The 22,077-nt window shown below is 58.4% G+C and carries 19 protein-coding genes, 1 tRNA gene and 1 pseudogene; 9 read left to right on the top strand and 12 right to left on the bottom strand.

From position 1 onward, the window contains the following. The first annotated feature begins 1 nt into the window (after position 1). The 3 genes from accB (at position 2) to CACC_RS08595 (ending at position 3,027) form a co-directional block, all read left to right on the top strand. A complete protein-coding gene (accB, locus tag CACC_RS08605) occupies positions 2–565 on the top strand; it encodes an acetyl-CoA carboxylase biotin carboxyl carrier protein (protein WP_005278130.1) in 564 nt (187 codons plus the stop codon). 17 nt (positions 566–582) lie between these two features. Beyond that, positions 583–1,959 (top strand): acetyl-CoA carboxylase biotin carboxylase subunit, encoded by a 1,377-nt coding sequence (gene accC, locus CACC_RS08600; protein ID WP_005278131.1) that lies wholly within the window; start codon positions 583–585, stop codon positions 1,957–1,959. Positions 1,960–2,103: 144 nt separating this feature from the next. Next, the gene (locus CACC_RS08595) at positions 2,104–3,027 is read left to right on the top strand and encodes a DMT family transporter (RefSeq protein WP_005278132.1); all 924 of its coding nucleotides are present in this window, start codon (positions 2,104–2,106) and stop codon (positions 3,025–3,027) included. A gap of 77 nt (positions 3,028–3,104) precedes the next feature. Here the strand turns inward: CACC_RS08595 and CACC_RS08590 are convergent, their stop codons facing one another. Further along, positions 3,105–4,157, bottom strand: a complete 1,053-nt coding sequence (locus CACC_RS08590) for a PDR/VanB family oxidoreductase (protein ID WP_005278133.1) — start codon at positions 4,155–4,157, stop codon at positions 3,105–3,107. Positions 4,158–4,561: 404 nt separating this feature from the next. Between CACC_RS08590 and CACC_RS08585 the strand changes: the two genes are divergently transcribed. From CACC_RS08585 to CACC_RS08575, 3 genes are all read left to right on the top strand, one after another. Further along, complete coding sequence (locus tag CACC_RS08585; protein ID WP_155802707.1) at positions 4,562–5,917, top strand: oxygenase MpaB family protein; 1,356 nt, start codon at positions 4,562–4,564, stop codon at positions 5,915–5,917. A gap of 34 nt (positions 5,918–5,951) precedes the next feature. Continuing rightward, positions 5,952–7,157 (top strand): oxygenase MpaB family protein, encoded by a 1,206-nt coding sequence (locus CACC_RS08580; RefSeq protein ID WP_005278135.1) that lies wholly within the window; start codon positions 5,952–5,954, stop codon positions 7,155–7,157. A 124-nt stretch (positions 7,158–7,281) separates the two neighbouring features. Continuing rightward, entirely contained in the window at positions 7,282–8,655 is a 1,374-nt protein-coding gene (locus tag CACC_RS08575; RefSeq protein WP_005278141.1) for an NAD-dependent succinate-semialdehyde dehydrogenase, read from the top strand. 275 nt (positions 8,656–8,930) lie between these two features. Here CACC_RS08575 and CACC_RS08570 read toward each other — a convergent pair whose 3' ends face one another. The 7 genes and pseudogenes from CACC_RS08570 to CACC_RS08540 form a co-directional block, all read right to left on the bottom strand. Further along, positions 8,931–9,842: a tyrosine-type recombinase/integrase gene (locus CACC_RS08570; protein WP_005278143.1), complete on the bottom strand. Its 912-nt coding sequence runs from the start codon at positions 9,840–9,842 to the stop codon at positions 8,931–8,933. A 23-nt stretch (positions 9,843–9,865) separates the two neighbouring features. Next, a pseudogene (locus tag CACC_RS08565) lies at positions 9,866–9,934 on the bottom strand (hypothetical protein); the annotation flags it as partial. Positions 9,935–10,123: 189 nt separating this feature from the next. Beyond that, positions 10,124–10,726 (bottom strand): hypothetical protein, encoded by a 603-nt coding sequence (locus CACC_RS08560; RefSeq protein WP_005278145.1) that lies wholly within the window; start codon positions 10,724–10,726, stop codon positions 10,124–10,126. 30 nt (positions 10,727–10,756) lie between these two features. After that, complete coding sequence (locus CACC_RS08555; RefSeq protein WP_005278147.1) at positions 10,757–11,137, bottom strand: ImmA/IrrE family metallo-endopeptidase; 381 nt, start codon at positions 11,135–11,137, stop codon at positions 10,757–10,759. Between the two features lie 119 nt (positions 11,138–11,256). Beyond that, on the bottom strand, positions 11,257–11,925 hold the full coding sequence (locus CACC_RS08550) for a DUF3800 domain-containing protein (RefSeq protein ID WP_035108422.1): 669 nt from the start codon (positions 11,923–11,925) through the stop codon (positions 11,257–11,259). Positions 11,926–12,042: 117 nt separating this feature from the next. Further along, positions 12,043–12,252: a RhuM family protein gene (gene rhuM / locus CACC_RS08545; RefSeq protein WP_005278151.1), complete on the bottom strand. Its 210-nt coding sequence runs from the start codon at positions 12,250–12,252 to the stop codon at positions 12,043–12,045. 343 nt (positions 12,253–12,595) lie between these two features. Continuing rightward, a tRNA-Asn gene (locus CACC_RS08540) sits at positions 12,596–12,668 on the bottom strand. A gap of 251 nt (positions 12,669–12,919) precedes the next feature. On the opposite strand from CACC_RS08540, the gene CACC_RS08535 reads away from it, so the two are divergent. The 3 genes from CACC_RS08535 to CACC_RS08525 all read left to right on the top strand — a co-directional run bounded on the left by CACC_RS08535 (position 12,920) and on the right by CACC_RS08525 (position 15,248). After that, positions 12,920–13,636 carry a 6-carboxyhexanoate--CoA ligase gene (locus CACC_RS08535; protein WP_035108493.1) on the top strand — a complete coding sequence of 239 codons (717 nt, stop codon included), beginning with the start codon at positions 12,920–12,922 and terminating at the stop codon, positions 13,634–13,636. Next, positions 13,633–14,802, top strand: coding sequence for an aminotransferase class I/II-fold pyridoxal phosphate-dependent enzyme (locus CACC_RS08530; RefSeq protein ID WP_005278154.1), 1,170 nt, complete (start codon positions 13,633–13,635; stop codon positions 14,800–14,802). The genes CACC_RS08535 and CACC_RS08530 overlap by 4 nt, the downstream gene beginning before the upstream one ends. Before the next feature lie 62 nt (positions 14,803–14,864). After that, positions 14,865–15,248 carry a hypothetical protein gene (locus CACC_RS08525; protein WP_005278156.1) on the top strand — a complete coding sequence of 128 codons (384 nt, stop codon included), beginning with the start codon at positions 14,865–14,867 and terminating at the stop codon, positions 15,246–15,248. A gap of 134 nt (positions 15,249–15,382) precedes the next feature. On the opposite strand, the gene CACC_RS08520 is transcribed toward CACC_RS08525, so the two are convergent. The 4 genes from CACC_RS08520 to CACC_RS08505 are packed head-to-tail and all read right to left on the bottom strand — an operon-like array spanning position 15,383 to position 21,986. After that, positions 15,383–16,516 carry a DUF3322 domain-containing protein gene (locus tag CACC_RS08520; RefSeq protein WP_005278158.1) on the bottom strand — a complete coding sequence of 378 codons (1,134 nt, stop codon included), beginning with the start codon at positions 16,514–16,516 and terminating at the stop codon, positions 15,383–15,385. Next, positions 16,503–19,874, bottom strand: coding sequence for an ATP-binding protein (locus tag CACC_RS08515; protein WP_005278160.1), 3,372 nt, complete (start codon positions 19,872–19,874; stop codon positions 16,503–16,505). Before CACC_RS08515 ends, CACC_RS08520 begins: the two co-directional genes overlap by 14 nt. Continuing rightward, the gene (locus CACC_RS08510; RefSeq protein ID WP_005278162.1) at positions 19,867–20,517 is read right to left on the bottom strand and encodes a DUF4194 domain-containing protein; all 651 of its coding nucleotides are present in this window, start codon (positions 20,515–20,517) and stop codon (positions 19,867–19,869) included. The genes CACC_RS08515 and CACC_RS08510 overlap by 8 nt, the downstream gene beginning before the upstream one ends. Then, positions 20,517–21,986, bottom strand: coding sequence for a DUF3375 domain-containing protein (locus tag CACC_RS08505; protein WP_005278164.1), 1,470 nt, complete (start codon positions 21,984–21,986; stop codon positions 20,517–20,519). The genes CACC_RS08510 and CACC_RS08505 overlap by 1 nt, the downstream gene beginning before the upstream one ends. Positions 21,987–22,077 lie beyond the last annotated feature (91 nt).

The raw sequence follows: 22,077 nt of genomic DNA, 5'->3' as shown, positions 1-22,077 counted from the left end.
CATGACTGATTCCACCAACTTGCACGACCTGAAGTCCCTGCTGAAGTGGGCCAACCTTTCTGATGACATCCAAGAGCTGCAGATCAAGTACGGCGACGTCGAGCTCGCGATGTCCCGCACCCCAGGCGGCCTGAACCGCCCGGCACCGGCTCCGGAAGCCGCTCCGGCCGCAGCTCCAGCTACCGCACCAGCACAGGAAGCAGCTCCGGAGGCCGCCTCGGCCCCGGCCCCAGCCGCTGAGCCAGAGTCCAAGCCTGCTCCGGCACAGGAGGAAGCACCGAAGGAAGAGCCAAAGGCTTCCGGTTCCGGTCAGCCGTCCGCAGAGGGCGAGACCGTGAAGGCTCCCATGGTCGGTACCTTCTACGCCGCTCCGAAGCCGGGCGCAGATCCCTTCGTCAAGGTCGGCGACGAGGTTGAGGTTGGCCAGGTGCTGTGCATCGTTGAGGTTATGAAGCTGATGAACAACATCGAGTCCAAGGTTGCCGGCACCGTGAAGGAAATCCTCGTTGATAATGAGGACGCCGTGGAGCACGGCCAGCCCATCATGGTCATCCAGCCGAAGTAATCGACCTGGAGGAAAACATGTCAGATCTATTAGGTAGCGTGCTCATTGCTAACCGCGGTGAGATTGCGCTTCGCATCATTCGCGCCTGCAAAGAATTGGGCATCAAGTCCATCCTTACTTATTCCGAAGGCGATAAGGACTCCTTGCCGGTAAAGCTCGCCGATCAAGCAGTATGCATCGGCCCGGCGAATGTTTCCAAGAGCTACAACAGCCCCGAGCTGGTCATCTCCGCAGCCATGGCGTACAAGGCGGATGCCATTCACCCGGGCTACGGCTTCTTGTCCGAAAAGCCGGACTTTGTCCGCATGGTGGAAGAAGAAGAGATCGGCTTTGTTGGCCCTTCGGCCGAGCACATCGGCTTGATGGGTGACAAGATCGCGGCTAAGCGCATTGCCAAGTCCGCCGGTGTTCCCACCGTGCCGGGCTCCGACGGCGTGGTCACCGAGTTCGACGAGGCCCTGGAGGTTGCCCATAACACCGGTTTCCCGCTGCTGATTAAGGCGGCCGCCGGTGGTGGTGGACGCGGTATGCGTGTCGTGGAATCCGAGGACACGCTGGAAAAGGACCTTAATGAGATCATGAACGAGGCAGAGTCCGCGTTCAATGACCCGTCGGTCTACATCGAGCGCTTCTTGACGGATATCCGCCACATTGAGATCCAGGTGCTGGCCGATGGCGAAAACGCTGTCGCCCTGGGCGAGCGCGACTGCACCTCGCAGCGCCGCAACCAGAAGCTCATTGAGGAAGGCCCTTCGCCGGTGCTGACTGATGAGCTGCGCCAGGAAATGCAGGAAGCCGCGATTAACCTGTGTAAAGAGGTGAAGTACAAGAACGCCGGAACCATCGAGTTCGTCTTCGATAACACCGAAGATAAGTTCTACTTCATCGAGATGAACACCCGCATCCAGGTGGAGCACCCGGTTACGGAGATGATCACCGGTGTGGACCTCATCAAGGAGCAGCTGCGCATTGTCTCCGGGCAGAAGCTATCCATTACCCAGGATGATGTGGAGATTCGTGGCCACGCCATCGAGTGCCGCATCAACGCCGAGGATCCGAACCAGAACTTCGCTCCGCGGCCGGGCAAGATCGAGCACTACCGCGTGCCAGGTGGCTTCGGTGTGCGCATGGATACCCACATCGAAACGGGCTACACCATCCCGCCGTTCTATGACTCCATGGTGGGCAAGCTCATCGTATGGGCAGAAGACCGTGACGAGGCCATTACCCGCATGCTGCGCGCCATCGATGAGCTGCAGGTAGAAGGCGTTGTCACCACGGCGCCATTCCAGGCCATGCTGCTTGATAGCGAAAAGTTCCGCAGCGGCGAGTTCAATACTGGTTATGTTGCAAAGCTGCTGGAAGGTGCCGATTCCATCCCTACGGATGACTAAACTCGGCTCCTTCTAGCGAGAGAGTGCAGGTTCCGCTTTTGCCGGCCTGCACTCTTTTGCATTTTAACGCTCTACAATTACATCTCTATGTCACGCCTGGTTCCAGGCTTTGCTTAGTCCCATACGTGTGGGGAAGGAAAAACAATGTTGGTTATTGCCGCCATGCTGGTCGGCGCCATCGTGCCGGCGCAAACGGCCATTAATACTCGTCTGCGCGAGTCCGTGGGCTCACCCATCGCCGCCGGGTTCTTCTCCTTCATTATCGGCTTTGCCGTCTCCGCAATCCTCGCGCTGATTGTCACCGGTGACGCGATACCGGACCTGGCGCTGGCGGCCGCGCAACCGTGGTGGGTGTGGCTCGGCGGCTTTATGGGCGTGGCCTTCATCGTGGGAAATATCCTGCTCTTCCCGCGCATCGGCAGCGTAGAAACCGTCATCCTGCCCATCCTGGGACAGGTGACGATGGGCCTTATTTATGATCTGACCGGCCTTTTTGAATCCCCCTTGGTTCCCGTCGGCCCCTTGCGCATCCTTGGCGCCCTCATCGTGGTGGGCGGCATCGCCTTGGTGCTAGAAATTGGCCGGGGCGCTGCCACCACGCGCGCGCAAGCCACCGGGATTTCGCTGTGGCTGTGGCGGGTTTTCGGCGTGCTCATCGGCATGGGCTCTGCCACCCAAACCGCCGTTAACGGCTACCTGGGAGGCGCGTTGCACAGCCCCATGCCCGCCAGCGTCATTTCCTTGGGCGTCGGCGTGATCCTGTTGGCCCTGCTCACCGTAGGCTGGAAGGCGCCCCGCCGCGCCCTTTTGAGCGGCATCGCCCCAGGTCCCTGGTGGATGTGGCTCGGCGGTGTGCTGGGCGCGCTCTTTGTGGTGGGCGGCGCGACGCTGTCGCCCATGATCGGCACCGGCACGACGGTCATCGGCTCGCTGGTGGGCTCAATCATTTGCGGCCAGGTCATTGAATCGCTGGGCTGGGGCAATGCCAAGCGCGGCCTGCCGCCGGTCCACCGTATCATCGGCCTGGTCTTGGTCATTATCGGCGTGATTATGGTGCGCGCCCTTTAGGGCTGTGCCGCGCTTGCCGATGCCCCTTTATTCCTCCTTCGCTCCCACTCCCGGCCAGGGTGGGAGGGAGCGGAGGGCTATTGCCGCCAGCGCTCCAAGGTGAGCTTGGGGCTTAGTGCGCGGGAGACGCACGGCGCGAAGGCGCCCTCGGCATACATTTGCGCGTCATAGACGGAATCGCGGTGATCTGGTTCGCCCTCGACCACGCGCATCAGGCAGGTGCTGCACGTGCCTTCCAAGCAGCGCGATTTTACGGGCAGATCGAGATCCTCGAGGACCTCTAGGACCGTTTTATTTTCTGGGATTTCTACCGTCTCGCCGCAAAATTCCACCTCGAACGGACCGTCGCCGGCCCCGGCGTTTTTCTCACCGGATAGCGCTTGGAGATCGGGGTGGAAGTTCTCCCAGTGGAAGGCGTGCTCGGGCAAGTAGTCGAGCGCGATTTTTTTCGCAGAATCCATAAAGCCTTGTGGGCCGCAGACATAAAAGGCTGTCTCCTTTGGCGCCTGCCCCAGCAGGTGCCGGTAGATATCTGCCTGTTTGTCGCGCGGGCGGCCAAAGACCTCGATGAGCTTATCGCCGCAGGTCTCGCGCAATTGCTCGAGCAGCACCGCGTGGTGGCTATCGCGCGCAAAAAAGAGCACGATATACGGCTTGTTCTCGCGCTCGAGGGATTGGGCCATAGAGAGCATGGGGGTAATGCCCACGCCGGCACCAACTAGGACGTAGTAGCCGGCGTGTGCCACGAGCTCGAAGTTATTGAATGCCTGCGAAATCTTAAAGCTATCCCCGCGGCGCAGTTTGAGCATCGCAATCGAGCCACCCGTGGAGTTTTTCTCCCGCTTTACCGCGACTCCATACGTTGGCCGTTCCTGTTGGCCAGCAGCAGGGGAAGAGGCACCGGCCATCTCAAAAACCGAGTACTGGCGGGTAAGCATCTCACCGTTAGCTCCCGGGAGGGTGATATCGACGTGGCAGCCGGGGGAGTAATCCGTGAGCTGCGCATCACCGTCCAGTGAAAACTCGATGACCGCAAGGTCTTCCGCTACAGCGGTGATATTGTGCACCGTGGCGGTGGTGGAGGGGGCATCGGCAAGCTGGGGCGCGGGTTGAGAAGGAGAACTTGGCATAGGGGTGAATAGACCTCACTTTCGTGACTGTAGTTCAGTGCCAATCCACTGTATGTAATGCACGTCATGGTACAGCCTGTAGCGAGATCTAGGTTACAAACGCGTTCGCATAGCGGACGGATGTGCGCCTAGTACACCTATATGGGGTGAGTAGGCAGAAGGCTTGCAAAATCTGCCAAGATGGCCATTTTTGGTATTTACGCAGGAGGGGATAGGTGCTGTGAAGGCGGGCGTAGTAGCGGCGTTGGCGGCCAGAACTTTCCCAGAAAATTGGATTCAAAATTCATTGCAGTTGCGAGCAAAGTCTCTATAGGCTTACGGGCACAGCTAAATGGTGAACTACACCACATAAACAGGAAATGTGTGTGGTGCGGCACCAAGATTGGAAAGGTTGTTTACTCCCCATGACTGCTCCTACTGATACTCGGACGGAACCAAAGGTTCTGCCCATGTCCGATAATCCCTATGAGGATTTCCGTTACTTCTATCGCGATGGCATGGACCTGCGCCCGGCGCCGAAGCGCCGCGTGGACAAGCCCGGCTGGTCCACCCTGCGCCACAATATTTTTGACCACTGGCACACCGTTCATGATGAGTGGGAAGGCTACGACACCCAGCAGACTCGTTTGCTCGATGACCACATGTGGCAGACCGATGAACTGGGCGCCGCGTTGGCAGAATCTTTCCGCCGCGATGGTGCCAAGGAATCGCGCGCAAAGTTCGAGCAGGCGCTCAACCACGGCATCGAGACGGTAGAAGACCCCGCGCCGGAGCTGGTGGACTTCTTCAAAGAGGTAGACCGCATTCCGGAGTGGCTGGATCTTGAGGCCGCAGAGCGCGGCCGCGTGGCCTACTACAACGTCACGCGCACCTCAGAGGTTCTGGCCATCGCCTTTGCATACTGGGCCACCACGATGGAGGACCGCACATCGGCGGCCACGGGCGAGACCGGCATGTTCGAGTTCAAGGCCATGCAGCGCTCCATTGAAACGGCGCAATTCTTCACGGATTTGGGCAAGAAGGACGTCTTCGACCGCTTCGGTGAAGGCCGCAAGGCCGCCGTGCGCGTGCGCCTGCTGCATTCCCAAGCTAATCGCGGCTTGGAGAAGATGTGGGGCAAGGAGCACTACAACGAATTCGGCCGGCCAATTGGCTCCAGCTTCCTGGTCTCCGGTGAGGGCTGGTTCGGGATGATGCCACTGGCCATCGACGAGCGCTTTGGCCGCCCCCACTCCGGCCAGGACTGGGACGATGTGGCCCAGTACTGGGGATACATCCTTTATATGATGGGGGCCGAAGAGCGCCTCATCCCCAAGACTGGCGATGAAATGCGCAAGATGACGGATTTCATCTACGCCAATGGCGGGTATTCCTCCACCTATCACGAGCGCGTGGCCACTGCCTTGATGAGCATTCTAGAAACCATCCACCCGCTGGTTCCCAAGATGGCGCTTGGTGCGCTGACCACCATTTGCGGCGTGGAAGATACGAAATTCATGGTTAAGGGTACGCGCTGGGAAAAGGTGAACTACAAGCCGTGGGCCGTCCTGTATCGGGGTGCCGCGCGGGCAGAAGCCAAGGTTGCCCGCCTGCGGGACAAGCTGCCGGGTGCGCAAAAGGCAAAGATAAAGCGTGCCAATAAGAATAAGCCGCCATGGTCCGATGTCACCGCGGTGATCAAGGCACACATCGCGAAAAACGAGCCCGAGACCAAGTCCGATTACACGCTGCACGATGACTCTAAAGAAGCCCGCAGCTAACCCATCCCCCATAACATTCTCAGAGGAGAACACCATGACTAACACTATGTCCCTAGGCACCGTCGGCGAGTGGCCTGCCGGCCGCGGCGATAAGGATGAATTCATCGCCACCTTTGGCCAAGAGCGCGCCGACCGCTACCACGAGGCTTTTTGGAAGATGGACCCGGTGGCCGATGCGCTTTTTACCAGCGGCCACACGGTCAAGGAAATCATGCCTAACCTGCGCGATGCCCTTGCCCGCGGCACCGCCAACGAGGACACCTTCCCCGAGGTTGCCGCCCTTATTGAGGACATGACCAAGGCACTTGACGGCATCGACGCCGAAAAGCTGGAGCGCGGCCGCCGCGTCTACCTGTCCATCCCGCCGCTCAGCCACGGCCTGGCGTTGGGCCCGGGCTCGCTGGTCCACACCTATTCCACCCCGGCGATCGCGGACCTGCTGGTCAACACCGGTGAGCTTACCGATGGCGCCGTCAAGCGCCTTGCCTACACCACCAACTGGACCTATTCGCTCTACCTGCCGGATGCGCTGCAGCCCGGCGGCGAGGGCTTCATTCACACCGGCATGGTGCGCGCCATCCACGCCCACGTGCGGCGCGTGCACACCCGCAAGGAGCTGGACTACTCCCACTACGGCGCGCCGATCAGCGAGTTCGACATGCTGCGTACCTGGTTCGATTTCACCTACATTCCGTACGCTGGCCTGCGCAAAATGGGCTGGAAGCTCACCGCGGAAGAAGAAAAAGACGCGTTCTACCTGTGGAAGATTGCCGGGCGCATGCTGGGCATTTCCGCGGACCTTTTCGAAGGCGAAGATGGGGTAGAGGCCTCCCAGGAGACCATGGATGCTATCCACACCGTCGACGGCGAGATCAACGAATCGGCCCGCAAGCTTGTCGATGCCCTCATGGACGGCTTCGTCGTCAACGCCAAGGAACTCACGGGCATGCCCGATGACACCCTAGCGGACTGGACCGCCGCGCACGTGCGCATCATTCACGGCGATGAGATCGCCGATGCCTGCGGCGTGGCCGATTCCGTCATGCGCCCCATCCTGCAAATGGAGGCACCGCTGGTGCAGGAGCGCTTTGACCTCCTCCGCCAAGACTCGGAGGCGCTCGAGGCGGAAATCCAGAAGAACGAGGAGGCGGTGCGCCAGATGCTCACCCGCGATGCCACCTATATGAAGCAGGATGAGGGCATCAAGATGAAGGATGGCTCGGTCGTCGCGGCCTCCTAAACCAAATTACCCACATTCATGGGTGACACGTCACTAGAACTTTAAGTACTCTTGTGGCAGGCGCATACAGATTGTGTTCGCCGCCACATTAGTTCCAAGAATCCACTTAGAAAGGGATCCAATAATGTCCAAGGATTTTGCGGTAACTAACCCCGCTACCAATGAAGTAGTAGAGAAATTCGACACCTTTAGCGATGAGCAGATCCAAGAGGCTCTGGCTAAGTCCAACGAGGCTTTCCAGACCTGGCGCGAGACCCCAATTGAGGAGCGCGCCAAGATTGTGTCCCGTGCAGCGGAACTTTTTAAGGAGCGCAAGGGCGAGCTGGCCAAGATTGCCGCACAGGAGATGGGTAAGTCCACCCCAGAAGGCGAGTGGGAAATTAACTTCTCCGGCGATATCCTGCAGTTCTACGCAGACAACGCCCCAGAGCACAACAAGGACCAGCCGGTTGACGTGCCAGGCGGCAAGGCCACCCTGCGCCGTCTGCCCATTGGTACCCTGCTGGGCATCATGCCGTGGAACTACCCCTTCTACCAGGTCGCCCGCTTCGCCGGACCGAACCTGATGAACGGCAACTGCATCATCTTGAAGCACGCCGAAATTACCCCGAAGTCCGCTGCAGTCATCGAGGAGATCTTCCGCGAGGCTGGCCTGCCAGAGGGCGTGTACATCAACGTATACGCCGACCACAAGCAGATTGAAGAGATCATCGGGGACAAGCGCGTCCAGGGCGTATCCCTGACCGGTTCCGAGCGCGCCGGTGCCGCTGTGGCTGAGATCGCCGGCCGCAACCTGAAGAAGGTTGTGCTGGAGCTTGGCAGCACCGACCCCTACATCATTCTGGACGCAGCCGATGTCACCAAGGCTGCCGAGGAAGCTTGGGTCAAGCGCATCGAGAACGTTGGCCAGGCTTGCACCTCCAACAAGCGCATCATCGTCATGGAAGACATCTACGATGAGTTCGTCGATGAAATGGTCCGCATTGCTGAGGGCATGAAGCAGGCTGACCCAACCCAGCCGGGTGAGAACCAGTACTACCCAATGTCCTCCCGCGAAGCAGCAGAGAACTTGGACAAGCAGGTCAAGAACGCTGTGGACAACGGCGCTAAGGTCCGCACCGGCGGCAATCTGCACGAGACCGCCGCATACTACGAGCCGACCGTGCTTACCGATGTCCCCGTTGGTTCCGACTCCTACTACGAAGAGTTCTTCGGCCCAGTAGCAGAGATCTACAAGGTTTCCTCCGAGAAGGAAGCCGTAGAGCTGGCCAACAACTCCAACTACGGCCTGGGCGGTGCCGTCTTCTCCGATGACACCGAGCGCGCCACCAAGGTTGCTGACCAGATCGAGACCGGCATGATTCACGTCAACCTGGGCCAGTACTTCTCCCCAGTGCTGCCGTTCGGTGGCGTCAAGAACTCCGGCTTCGGCCGCGAGCTCTCCGTCTTCGCGCTGGACGAGTTCGTGAACAAGCAGTACCTCTACATCAACGACTAATTACTCGTTGAGGCTCGCTCAGCGCTTCCTGCGCCAGCAGCGAGCGCATAGAGTGCAGTAGGAAAGGGGCCTAGCCATTCAAAGGCTAGGCCCCTTTCGCTGCCCGCAGTGCTGGTTGCCCCACCGCGATTTTCGGAACCCCCGGCCTGAACTCAAGCTGTGTCGCGCATACGAGAAATCCCGCTCAGCGCGAGGCTGGGCGGGAAGTAGTCTGCTCCTCCAACTGGGCTCGAACCAGCCACCTAAACCCTATTTAACCAGCACAAACACTGAAATTAAGCCCCCAGGCACGACAAATCCACGACACCCGAAATTTTTTCCTCCACGGCACTACCCACCGCCTCCAAATCTTCATCAAAGAGATCTGCATAAACATCAAGCGTCATCGCCGCCGAAGAATGCCCAAGCTGACGCTGAATAGCCTTGACATTCGCCCCAGCGGACACCATCAACCCCGCTGCCACGTGCCTAAGCCCATGTGGCGTTACTCGCGGGAAACTAGGGTACTTCTCCATACAGCGGTTGAGAGCGTTGTAATACCACTTCCCATGCGTCGGTGGCTTCATCGGTGTGCCGTCATGACGCGGCCACAACAACTCGTCCGGGCCCTTGCCGTCCATCACAGGTGCCAGCATCCGCATCACGGTCGCCGGCACCGCAACCTCACGCACCTCATGCGTCTTAGGGGTACCGATGATGACCTGACTACCGACTGTGACAGCGTTGCGCTCCACGCTGATACGATTTCGCAGCACATTTACATCCCTAACACGCAGCGCTGCGGCTTCACCCCATCTAAGGCCCACGGTGCCGAGTAGCCACACCAATTCTTTATATCGGGTGCATTCATCAACGAACAGTCCAAGCTGTTGCGCTGTAAGATACACCTTCTTGGTTGGATCTTTACGCGGTAGTTTCACGCCGCGGGCCGGATTCTCTCGAATCGCCCTGTCCATTACGGCTAGGTCAAGAATCTGCGCGAGCACCGCATGAGCCTGACGCACTAGAGACGCTGACCTATCCATGCCAGATACCCAGCCCTGCACTTCGGACGGTTTAATGTTTGCCACTTGCCGTGCCGCCCATTTGGGCTCAACGTGATTCCGCCAGACTGCCAGCATGTCATGCTGCGTTTTAGGCTTAAGCCGAGACAGGTTATCCTGCCACGATACTGCCACCTCTGCCACTGTCACCTTGCCGGCGTTGGGGTCTATCCAGTCTTGTTGGTGTATGGATACGGCGTTTTATCGGCCCAGGCCTGCGCCTCGTTTTTCGTGCGGAATCCTTGTTTTGTCCGGTTTTTCCGTCAGGGCTGCGGTATTGAACACGCCATGCCCGGCCCCGCGCTGTCTTGTATGGTTTAATGCTTGCCATTAGACTGTTCCTCGTGTCCTTTTTCTTGCTTACACAAAGTGACACAGCCGCCTTGCCCAACCCACCCGCCACGGCAAGGCGGCCCCTTTATGTGTTAAATGCTGCGCTGGGAAATGTATGTTCCAGCCCCGTCTTCAACGATGACGTAGCTGATGTGTTCAGACCAGTCTTTGGGGAATGATTTCAACGAGTTGGCATAAAGGTTCATAGCTTGTTTTGCCTGTTCTTTTTCGGTTTTTCGGTCAATCTGCATGGTGATTACTACGTTGTTGCCGTGCCCAATACTGACATCAGTTATCGCTGCCACCCATGTGGGGGCGCTGTCGGTGCTGAGAGCGTCGAGGTAGTTAGCGTCTGGGCTTAGACCTACGACAGATTTTGCCCAGGGGTTAATATCTGGATTTTCTTGCGCGGGTGTCGTCTCGGCTTTGGGGGCCTCCGTGTTGGTCGCCTGCTCAGGCTCTGGGGACTGTTCTGTGGTCGGTTCGTCTGTGACGTTTTCGGTGGTTTCTTCTGTGACGGTGGTTTCAGTGGTGTCCTTGGTGGCGGTGCCGTCAGCGTCGTCTGAATCACTGCTTGCGGTAGCGATACCGCCGATAATCAGGATTCCGATAAGCCATACCCACCATTTTTTCCAGATGGGCTTTTTGGCTGGGGTGCTATCGGAGTTTGAGGAGTAGGGGCTTTGTTGAGACATGGAAGTTTTTCCTTTCTAGAGCGTTGGCTTTTACGCGGCTAGTTGTGTGTTGCGGAGCCACGTGTTTAGTAGATGCTGGGTGACTTCGAGCTCGTCGGCTATGGCCGGCAGGTGGTCTTGGTGCCAGATGACGGCGGCTTCAAACTCAACGGGGCTGATGAGTAGCCGGGCGGCGTACATGTCAGCGCGTTGTTCTTGACGCTGGTCAAGATGCCCGTTGCCGGTGGGCGCGTCGCCGTAGTGGGCGTGGCCGAGTTCGTGGGCTAGGGAGCATAGGGTGGTGGCGTCATCCATGCCTATCTGTACAGTGATTGTGTTCTGGCTTGGTACCCACGCTGCTTTTGGCCCGCCGCGGTGCCACCGGATGCGGTAGCCACGGGCTTCGGCCGCCTGAATAAGAGCTTCAATCATTAGTGCCCATGCGTTGTTAAAAATCAACTTTCAGGTTACGATGAACATGAAACCGGCGATAAGTCCCCCAGGGGGTGGACTTCTCACCCCGATAGGTGAGATAGCCGGTTTCAGCGCGTCTATGGCTGGCCCCAAGGGGTGAATAGGCTTGCCAAGTTAGGTTCAATGCAGGGGTCAAACCAGCTACATTTCTTTCCCTCCAAATGCCTTTGCACGGCCCATAGTCCATAATCGGCGACCTGTAGGCCCCAAGACGATGGAGCAGTCCACACGCAGAGTGTGATGTCCCTATTTATTTGCTCGCACACATCTTTAACTGCTTGATATGCAGTATTCCTGACTCGTTTTGTGCCGAACTCTGCAACGATTACAAACAGTTCATCTTCGGGTTGGGCAACTCTTGCTGCTATCTCTTTTAGATGCAGGAACCAGGCCATTTTGTAGAGGCGCATTGGCCCTGCGTCTTTGACGCTGCGGTATGCGTTGGCTTTGTAGAGGAAAGTTGTGTCGAACCTAGGGGCCTGTTTTTGGATTTCGGCAAACATTTCGCTTCTTGTTTTGTTTGAGTCGTCGCAGGCGTGGAATCCTTTGGTGAGTTTGACATCCTTGTTGGCCATTTGTGCTCTTAGGTGGAGGCCTCCTAGTAGGTCGTCGCCGTGGTTGTTTGTTGTGAATGTGGCTGTGCCGAAACCGAAGTAAGTTGACGCGCCACCACCTTGTGGGTTTGGGGAGCCTTCGTAGTCGAGGTTTCCTGTTTCGTCTGCGTAGAGGTAGATGCGTTTAGTCAATAGGGTTTTCGCCTCGCTTCAAAGTCTTGACTTCGGCTTCTAGAGCTTTCATGTCTATTTCGTTGACTTTAGCATCGAGTTGATGCTGGGAAGCATTCCATTCTTCCTCGGCTTTGTTTACTGCCTGATTGTGTTTCCTTTCCCGTATCCTTTGAGGACTTCACGTTCGTTGAAGACGAGCCAGGCATCTGTCTTTTCTACCCAGTCTTTTAAGAGCATGGCTTTGCCCATCTCGGCTTGGTCTTCTGCGTAGTCTAGGAACATTGTGGTTAGCCTGCGCATGTTTTTAGCTTCGCTTTCGTTGAGGAAGTTTTTAGCTATGCCCATGTCGCTCTTGTGGGGATTCTCCGTCCCGCGTTGTGAGCCCGGCGTATGGTTTGGTGTGCTCTGCGCGTTCCCAGATTAGTTCTGCTGCGGTTTTATGTGTAGGGAAGGGAGGGGATTGCCTTCCAGGGGCTTGGCGGCCTGCGGTAGTTAAGCACCTAGGCTTAGGGAGGGGATTAAACTCGCGGCTCTATCGGTGAAGGTGGGGCCTTTATTGGTGGCCTAAAACGGCCATGCAATTCCACGACATCCACGACAGGAAACCGCCTTAAACCACCTTAAGCCAAAAACTAAAAAATCCCCTCCCGCCAGCGTTTTTGCTGGTAGAAGGGGGGTAGATACACTGCTCCTCCAACTGGGCTCGAACCAGTGACCCTTCGATTAACAGTCGAATGCTCTGCCAACTGAGCTATGGAGGAATGTCCATGTTGTACGTCGAACGTGCCGTTCTCTGTGCAACGAGAATTAACTATATAGGCTAACGCCGTTTTCACACAAATCGCCTGGTTAGCCGGAAAAATGAGAAGCTCAACGAGGGGCGAGGCGGGAGGCATCGGAAAGCGTATGGCCTGTGTATTCCTGTGTGGGAAGCGCCGCCTGGAGCCTGGCCGAGGTTGGCCAATTTCCTCTTTTCCTGAACACCGTTCAATACGTCCGGTACCCTCAGATTATGACTTATTTCTCAGTGCGAATGCGGTCTGATTCCGCAGGCCAGCACATTTCGGGAGCAGAGCGAATCGTCAGGGAACACGAGGTTCCAGCAGTCTGTGCGGCGCTATCCGAGCGTGCTTTGGCACACCCGAAGGGAATGGCGGAAAATACCTTCATCACCGTGGAGGCTTTGGCCGAGTCCGATATTCTGCACGTCCCTTCCGTAGGAGTAAAAGAAGAAGCGGTACAATCGCCCTCGCAGGCTAGGGAAGTCATCGAGGAACTATTGCGCCCCATGACCGCTCATTCCCAGGTAGTCATTGAAGAGACGTTTACCGCCAGGAATATGCGCGGTGCGATGCTCATTGCGGCCGATACGGGCATGCGCTGTGAACCAGACGCACAGCGCGGCGTCCGCGTGAGCCACATGGACGCGCACAACGCTCAAGACGCGGATTTTAAAGGCAAGGATGCGGCCCGTGAAGCCATCGTTTTGGCGAGCAAGGTTGCCGCGCATCCCGACGTTCTAGCAGAAGTCTGTGTGTCGGATGACCCGGCCTATACCACCGGTTACGTCTGCATAGATGGCACGTACCACCGCCTTCCGCACATTAAAGAACCTGGATCGGACGAGGGGGCGAGGGCGTTCATCATCAAACCAGGGGCCGATGTTGAAGCGTTGATAGATTATCTGGAAAACCGCGCCGTGCTCGTGGATTTTGAGGCAGAACAGTGAACGAGAGTCTAGAGAAAGCCGCATCTGCGCGCCTGGATAAGTGGCGAGAAGACGGCCTGTGGCGCAGCCCTTCGGTCTTTGGAAGTGGGCAAGTGCCGGAAAGCTCCTTGCGGACGGCCACCGGGAAGACAGTCCAAGACGCGGTGCTTTTTAGCTCGTCGAATTACCTGGGCCTGGCGGAGCATCCGGAGATTAAAAGCGCCGTAAAGGATAGCGTTGATCACTACGGCGCAGGTTCAGGCGGCTCGCGACTGACCACCGGTACGTCTGAATTACACGTTGCGGTAGAAGCCGCTGCGGCCCGCCTGACTGGTTATCCAGACTCGGTATTTTTTGCCACTGGATACCAAGCCAATCTATCGACGTTGCAGGCGTTGGCCTCGCCCGAGCTCACCATTATTTCCGATGCGCGCAACCACGCCAGCATTATCGATGGCTGCCGGCTTGCAAAGGCGAGTGGCGCCTCAGTCGTCGTTACTCCACACCGTGATACCCGCGCTGTAGAAGATGCCTTGGCTACCAGGGCCACCAAGTTTGCCTTGATTGTTACCGATGGCCTCTTTTCCATGGACGGGGTGCTCGCGCCCTTGCCTGAGCTATCGCGATTGGCGCGTGATTACGGCGCCTGGCTTATGGTCGATGATGCTCACTCGTTTGGCGCCGTCGGCGACCGCGGCCTTGGCTTGCCAGAATATTTCGGCGTTCAGCCTGATATCCAACTTATTACCGCTAGCAAGGCGCTTGGTGCTGAAGGCGGGCTCGTTGCAACGAGTAAGCCGGTGGCGCAGCTCTTGCGGCAACAAGCCCGGTCCTTTGTATTTTCTACCTCGCCCACGCCAGCCACCTCTGCCGCCGTGCTCGCGGCGTTAAAGCTCATTGAGTCTGATCCCAGTCTGGTTAACCAACTGCAAGGCAATATTGCTTATTGGCACAACGCGCGAGGGACTACGCCACAGCAAGGGCCGATTATCCCCGTGCATGTGGGCGATGAGGCCGCCGCGATGGACGCTAGCGCTGCACTGCTTGACCGTGGATTTATAGTCCCGGCAATCCGGTGGCCAACTGTTGCACGTGGCGCTGCGATTCTCCGCGTCACCCTCATGGCAACCCATACGCGCGCACAAATCGATGCTCTCTGCACAGAACTTGAACAGTTGGGTTTATAAGTAAATCGCTCGGTGAGTGCGTTCAGAGAGTGGGGCTCTCGTCGCATACACTGGCAGGCGTTATGAGCAGCTTTATCATTGATTATTCGTGGCTCCACGAGCTGGTGCTGTACGGGCGTGACGCTGAGCTGTCCGCTGCAATTACCGGCAACTGGGACATTATTGAAGCCGTGTGGGACTTGGAGGAAAAGCACGCTATAGAAGAGGACTCCAGTTTCTTTGGCGGTGATAATTGGACTGCGCGCTTTGTCTCCGGCCTCGATGATGGCGGCCCCTTGGACGTGGGGCTATTGGACGAAGAAGATACTTCAGTGATGCTCGAGCTCTCCGTTACCGGTGACGATGAAGAGACAATGGAGCACGCGCTTATCGATGCCACCGAGACCATCACCTGGCACTTCTCCGACTGGGGCTTTGAGGACATCGAGTGGACTGCGATGCCTTGAGAAATGGAGACGCCGCCGCAAGGTTTTACTAGCTGAGGGCTCAACAGGTATTTTTACTCGCGTTCGTCTTGCTGCTGCGGAGAAAGAAGAATACGGTAACAACTAGCAGAGGTTCTAGTTCGAAAGCTTAGAACCTAGCGTTGAAACGTAGATTGAATCGCGTCAGTGGCATGCGCGAATGGAATCCGTTCTTGTTCAATTCGCAGCTTGCCCTCGGTAAAGAGGAGGCGGGAGGCGCGCTGCTCTTCGGTGGTGAGGTGGCTAAGCATGGCGGAGCCATCACCAGGATCGGGGACCGCGAGGTGGCGGAACGCGGTGACGGTGGCGGTATCCATGAGGAGAGACTCCGTGTGGGGAAAGTGGGCGCGCACGCCGTTGAGGATGCTGAAGCCGGCGGCATCAAGATCGCCCCAGTAGGTGATTTCGACATCGTGGAGCCAGTCGAGGGCGTGGAGCTGACGGGCGGCATTGCCGGCGCCGAGGATGGCGATGGTGGGTGGGGCGGCATCGGAAAGCAGGGGCAGGGCTAGGAAGGTCTGCTTGTTTTCTACGATGAGAACGCGCGGGGGAGCGGTGGGAAAGAGTTGTGCAGCCTGGGAAAGGGGAACCTCGATATCGGACAACGCGGGGGCGTGGTTGAGGTAGCGCAGGCGCAGGCGGGCATCGGTGCGGCGCAGCCCCAAATCCGTGATGCCGAAGGGCGAAAGCAGCGCGAGCAGCAGGCGGCGGTGGGTGCCTATCCACTTGCCATCCACGCCTTCGACCGGTACGGCGCGCTCCCACTCGCCGGAATTCGGATGGGCGCGCAGCCAGGTCAAGCATGGCTTTAAGCAGCGCAGATCGTATGCAGTTAAGTCCTTCCACTGGGGATAGGTGCGGTGCACGGTGTCGGTGAATGCAGGGGAGTCGGGGAAGAACGCGGCGATGTCGCGTGCGCGCTGTTGCGCGCGGGAGTATTCGCCGCTGAGGCCTGTGGCCGCGGCGATGCGGGGAGCACCGGTAAGTACCGCGCGGGTAGGCACGGAATTGGTGCCTAGGCCCGTGCGGGACCAATTGCGCTGTTCGTAGTGGATCTCTTCTTGGTGCGGCCAGCGCTGCCAGGCGCGGATGAACTCCTGGGTCGCGGGGACATCGCGCGCGGCGGTGGCGGCCGTAGGCGGGTGCAGCGGCCAGTCGATGCTCAACGAATCCGGGGCGGCCAGTGCCTCCGCAAAGTGGTTGCGCAGGTATTTTTCTGCATGCGTGTGCAGGTCACTAGGCATCCGCATTGGGGGACTCCTGGGATTCCTGGGGATAGGAAGTGGCATCGATAAGCGAATAGCCCGTACGCGCCTGCGGGCGGCCCTGGATAATGGGCTCGTCGTAATTGACCACGATGGTGCCATCCACGTACGGCGATAGCGTCTGGATGAGTTTGAATGGCGTTGCCAAAATCATGTGGAAACCAAAGGATGCAAACACGGACATGGCGGTGCGCGTAAAGGCTGGGTCGGCGCGGTCGAAGGCCTCATCCAAAATGATGGAACCGTAGGTAGGAACGTCCTGATCCGGCTCCGCCAGGCGGAAGCGCAGCGCCGCAGCCAAACAGAAGAAGACCAACTTTTGGGCCTGGCCGCCGGAGAGGGAGGCGGAATCCTGATAAGTATTGGCGGTCGTACCATCGGGGTAGCACTCGCGGCCGATGAAGCTGACGTGCTTGCGGGTATCCAGAACCAGGTTGCGCCACCGAATATCCTCTGGCTCAGACGAGCCCAAGCGGCTGAGAATCTTGTCCAGGGCGTGGTAGCGCGCTACCGCAGCTTCAGGATCATCGGCGCTAATCTCCGCCAGGCTATGGGACGTTGCGGCATCAAGATCCCGCTGGAAGTCTTGCACCAACTGGCCCCGGGCATCCTTCACATCAATGCGCAGGGTGCGGTCCCCATTGAAGGGCGTGCGCTCCAGTGACTTATTAATAAACTCCATGCGCTGTTCGATATCGCTACGGGCATGGCGAAGCGAAGAGGCGAGGTGCGATAGGTTTTGCACCGTCGTGCCATTGAGCAGCTCCAAGAAATGAGCGCGAAAATCCGCCAGGCGGTCCGCGCGCAGGAACTTCAGCTTCTCCATGCCTTCGCCGGCGAAGCTCGCCTGTGGCTCCAAATCCGCCGCTTCCGCCGGCCACTGCGATAGGTACTTGTGCAGGACGGAGACAATCTTGGCATTCGTCTCCTCGATGCGGCGTGCGGCCCTACGCGCGGTTTCTTGCAAGCTGGCCTGCACCTCATCGCGCCGGGCATCGATGTCATCGATGGTGAGTTTTCTCCTGCCCTTGTGCAGGGCCTCTTCGACCGCCTTGGCGATGCCCTGATCGGCCACCGTGGGCACCGTTCCGATGCTTTGGCGCCGCTGGGTGGAGCGGTTCAGCTCGCCCTCCACGTTGCCGAGGTGTTTTTGTGCTTCGTTTAGTTGGCCGCGGGCGGCGGTGAGTTTTTCCTTTGCCTGCTCATGCGCTGTGGCTAGGGCCTGCGCCTCTGGAGAGGAAGCCAAAGAATCGTACTGTTCTTGCAAATCGCGTTTGCGCGCCTCAGCAGAAGCGGTATCAATATCCTGGAACTTAGTCTCCAGTACGCGCTGCGCTTTATCGCGCTGCGTGCGCAGGATATCCATCTTCCGGTTGAGCTCGTGGACCTGTTTGGCCATGGCGCGAGCATTGGCTTTCGCTTCCGTCAATTGGGAACGTAGGAGCTCAATCTTGGCGGTATTGGTGGAACCCACTCGGTACCACCGCGTGCCTTTAAAGCGCGTGCGATCATCCTTGATAAAGCGCGTCGAGCCATCCTTATCCTTGGGCCGGCTTTCCAAGCCATCGCGCGTGACGGCCGGGGTCTTGGTTACCTGTTCGAGCGCTGCCACCGAGTTGACGCATTCGTAGTTAAAACGGCTCGAAATATGGTGGCGCACCCACTGCGCCATGGGGTGATCTTGGAACTCCAGTTTGTGGATGAGCTGTTGCGGGCTGCGCGCGGGCGCGGGTGTCGGTGCAAACTCCGGGATAGTGCGGTACTCGAGCCGGGTACCCACGTTGCGAGAATTGACCCACTGGTTAATGGCTTCCCGCGCGGTTTCCGGAACGAGCAGGGTGGCGGCGAATCCGTGCAGCAATTTTTGGATCACCGGTTCCCACTCCGCCTGCTGCGGGGCAATATCCAGTAGCTCGCCAGCGAAGGGAAGCTCCGATTCGGCATAGCCAGTATCCCGCGCGAGTTGGGTGCGCAGCTCCACAAGGGCTTTATCGATATTGGTGCGCCGCGAGCTAAATGAGTGCAGCTCACTTTCTAAGGACGCGGATGCTGTCGCGGCATCGCGGGCGGCCACTCCGGCTTCTTGTTGCTGCTCAGTAAGCTGGGCTGAGTCGGCCTCGAAGTCCGCGATGCGCAGGCGGGCATTTGCTTGCAGCTCAGCAAAGCCGTGCGGGTTGAGCTCAAAGTGATCGGTCCACTGGTCGGCGGCAGCGGCAAGGTGGTGGAACTCCTTGGAGCGGTGCTCAATTTCCTTCTCCGCGGTTTCTATCTTGGCTTCTAGGGCGGCCAGCTCGCCGGCACTGAGTTGGGAGACGGCTACGGCGGCGCGGCGCTCGGCATCGTCAAGGTGCGTGACCTCCGCTTCGAGCGCCTCGGCAGCAGAGTGCGCCTCTGCCTGCTGGGCGGTCAGCGCGCGGATGCGATAGTCCAGTTCTTCTGCCACCAAGCGGGCGCGCACCGCCGGCAGCACCTCATTCATCGCCTCGGCCTTGTGCTTATCCGCTTCCGCGGTGGTGCGCCGGGAATGCAATTGGGGCAGGGGTGCCAGCGTCTCAATCTGGGCCTTGACGTCCTCTACCCGCAGGTATGCCTGGCGCAGATCCTCAAATTGCTCCACCGACTCCTCCGCCCGCTCGAAGGTAGACGGCGTATCCAGCATATAGTCCCGGAAGAGCTGGTCCAGGCTGGATAAAGACTTAGCGGACTGCGTGCGGTGAAGCAAGATCTGCCCCTGCTCGCTCTTGATGCCCAGGCGTTTGCGAAAGCGATCCGCAAACGTATTGTACGTCGGGGTAAATGACGCGCCAAGCCCCTTGTACATGGCCTTAATCTTGCGGGTATCCAGGTTGCGGGTGAGTAGGGGGCTGAGCTTATCGATGTCCTCATCTCCCTGCACCACCCCATAGAGCCGTTTAATTTGGCTCACCGAATTTTCACCGCCGTTGAGACGGAAGATGGCGATGAGGGTGTGCTGCGTGCCAGCCCCATTATCGTAGGTCAACGCCACCACCGAGTTAGTCGCGCCCTCACGCAAATACTCCGGGGCGATTTCACCCGTGTGCGCATTTTCTTGCTGCCGCCACGCCCCGCGAATATAGGAGACGAGGTTGCGCCCATTATGGCGCCCGAGGTCCTGCTGCGATGCCGCGTTGAACTTGAGGTCCTTCTGCGGTACCAAGACTGCCGACATCGCATCAAGCAGCGTGGACTTGCCCGAACCGGATCCGCCGGTGATGAGGAAGCCCTTGCGGGCTACCGGAATGGAAAAGTAGCCGTGGAAAGTACCCCAGTTAATGAGCTGGATACGGCTGATGCGGAATTGGCCTGGATACAGGTTAGTCATCGGAAGCCTCCTCCTGGTCGCCCTCGGATTCTGCGAGGCGGGCGTATTCATCCCGGATAGCGGTGACCGTGGCGGCATCGAAAAGCTGGCGCAAGACGGGTGATACCTCGTAGCGCCCCTCAGTCTCGGTGGCACTCAGCAGCGAGTATTCATTGCGGATGCGTTTAATCGCCGCATTGAAGCGGTTATTGAACCCGGCTTCATCGCGGTTATCAACCGCGCGGACGTAGCCAATGCCCTCCCGGAGATCTTCTACATCCACAATCACGCGTTCACCGGGCAGCGCCAAACCAAGTTCCTGGCGCAGGTTCAGCAGGATGGCGGTATCGATGTGCTTAAGCTTATCCGTGCGCAGCACCTGCGGGATAGGCAGAGTTTCCTCTTCTACCATCCGGGTAAACGCAAACCCTTCTCCTTCATCGACGACCAGCTCGAGGAATACCTCATGCAGGCGGGCGCGCAGGTTGTCTTCGTCCGAGATGATGGCGGACCATAAGACAGGTTCCTTGTGCGCTCGCACGAGCGGCCCCTTCAAGAGCTGCACCAATGCGCGGCGCGAGTTATAGGTCAGCGATCCTTTATCGCTTTCCCACAGCGGGGGCTCATGCGCCGAATCGACGCGGTGATTATCAGTAGCGCTCACTACAACTCCTCAACGGTGGTGCTATCGAAATACATAGTAGGGATATACGCCGCGCGAATGGTCCCATCTTCTTCGGTCCAGGTGACCTTTTCATGATCATCGTGCAAAGCCGGTAGCGGGTGCTGGTCTGCAATGTGTACCAAACCCACGACGCTGGCCAGGCCCTGCGTGGGAGGGCACGCCTGTAATACCTGGCCAATCGTGCACGGGCCCGCCTTGCCGACGGCCCCGCGAATCGCCCCATGCAATTCCTCAAAATCAATTTCTGATTCGCGCACCAGCTCATACAACGCCTCCGCATTCTCCTGACCTGGCTGGAAGGCTTCCGGTGCTTCCTCCACGACCTCGCGTCCTGGGTTGGCCAAGTGGATGCGCGATACGGAATGAATGGACATGCCGATGCGCTGCAGGGGAGTTTCCATACGGTGAAAGGCTTTCAGCTCCGATGCCTGCGCTGCATCAATGGCCATGCCCCGTGCCTCACGCAGTAGCTCAATCATGCGCCGGTCTTCTGCGAATTGTTCCGAGGAGACATAGTTGCGCAAGCTGCGCGCCAGGCCAGTCATCGTTTGATTGACCTCGAAGCTCGTTTCTTCCATATCGCGGAAGAGATTCCGCAGCTGCCGCCGGTTTTCTGCTGCCAGCTCTTGGCCGACCTCGCTTTCTAGAACTTGGTTAATCCACTGGTCTAGCCACGCACTGCGTTCTCTATCCATGAGGTAGGAATAGAATCCGCGGAAGCTGCGCCCAGCGTCCGATTCCGCGATGTGGTCTACACCGCTGAAAATTTCCTCTAACACCTCGCCGCGGTAACCCTCTGGATCCAGCAGCTGCCGGCGTAGCCTGTGATTGAGGGCTTCGAGTTCATGGCGCACCCTGGCGAAATCGCTTGGCACCGCCATGGCCATGTTCAGCACGTCTTGGACGCGCTCCTCGGTCTCTGCCGCAGTCAGTCGTTCAAACTGACCCAGGTGGGCCTTTTCAATTTCGCGGTCAATGCGGTCTCGCTCCGCCTCTAAGCTGGCGACGCGGCTCGAAATATCCTCATTCGTATCCCGCGCCAAGCGTTGTAGCGCCGAGCCGATAGATTCCACGCGCGATGCCGTGACCGTAGTAACCGGCGTTTCCCAACGCTCAACGGCCTCGAGCGCGGACAGTGCTTCCTCGCTCGGTTCCAACGTTTCCCCGCGCGAGCTCTTGCCAGATTTACGGACTAGCCAACCAGCTTTTACCCAGTCATTGCAATAACTTTGCGGTGTGCGCGGCATTGAGAATTCACTGGCAAGCACCTCGAAATCGGTGACCATCAGCTCATATACTTCTGCCGCCGGCCGCGCCCGAGTGCCGCGGGGAAAATACTCAGCAATCAGCGCCAAAATCACCGGGGCATTATCGGCCGCCAGCAGCCGCACTGCCGCGGAATCATGTAATAACCGCCGCAGTGAAAGGGCGCGAGCTTCAACAGGCATGATTCGATTTTGCCAGCTACGCCGGACTCGTGCAGCGTAGTTTGACTCACTTATTCGAATCGGTGGATTCGCCCGCGCATGGTGGCCCTTG

This window comes from Corynebacterium accolens, assembly GCF_023520795.1.
Taxonomy (GTDB): Bacteria; Actinomycetota; Actinomycetes; order Mycobacteriales; family Mycobacteriaceae; genus Corynebacterium; species Corynebacterium accolens.
The sequence above is the reverse complement of the archived record's forward strand: the minus strand, read 5'-3'. Positions and strand labels throughout refer to the sequence as shown.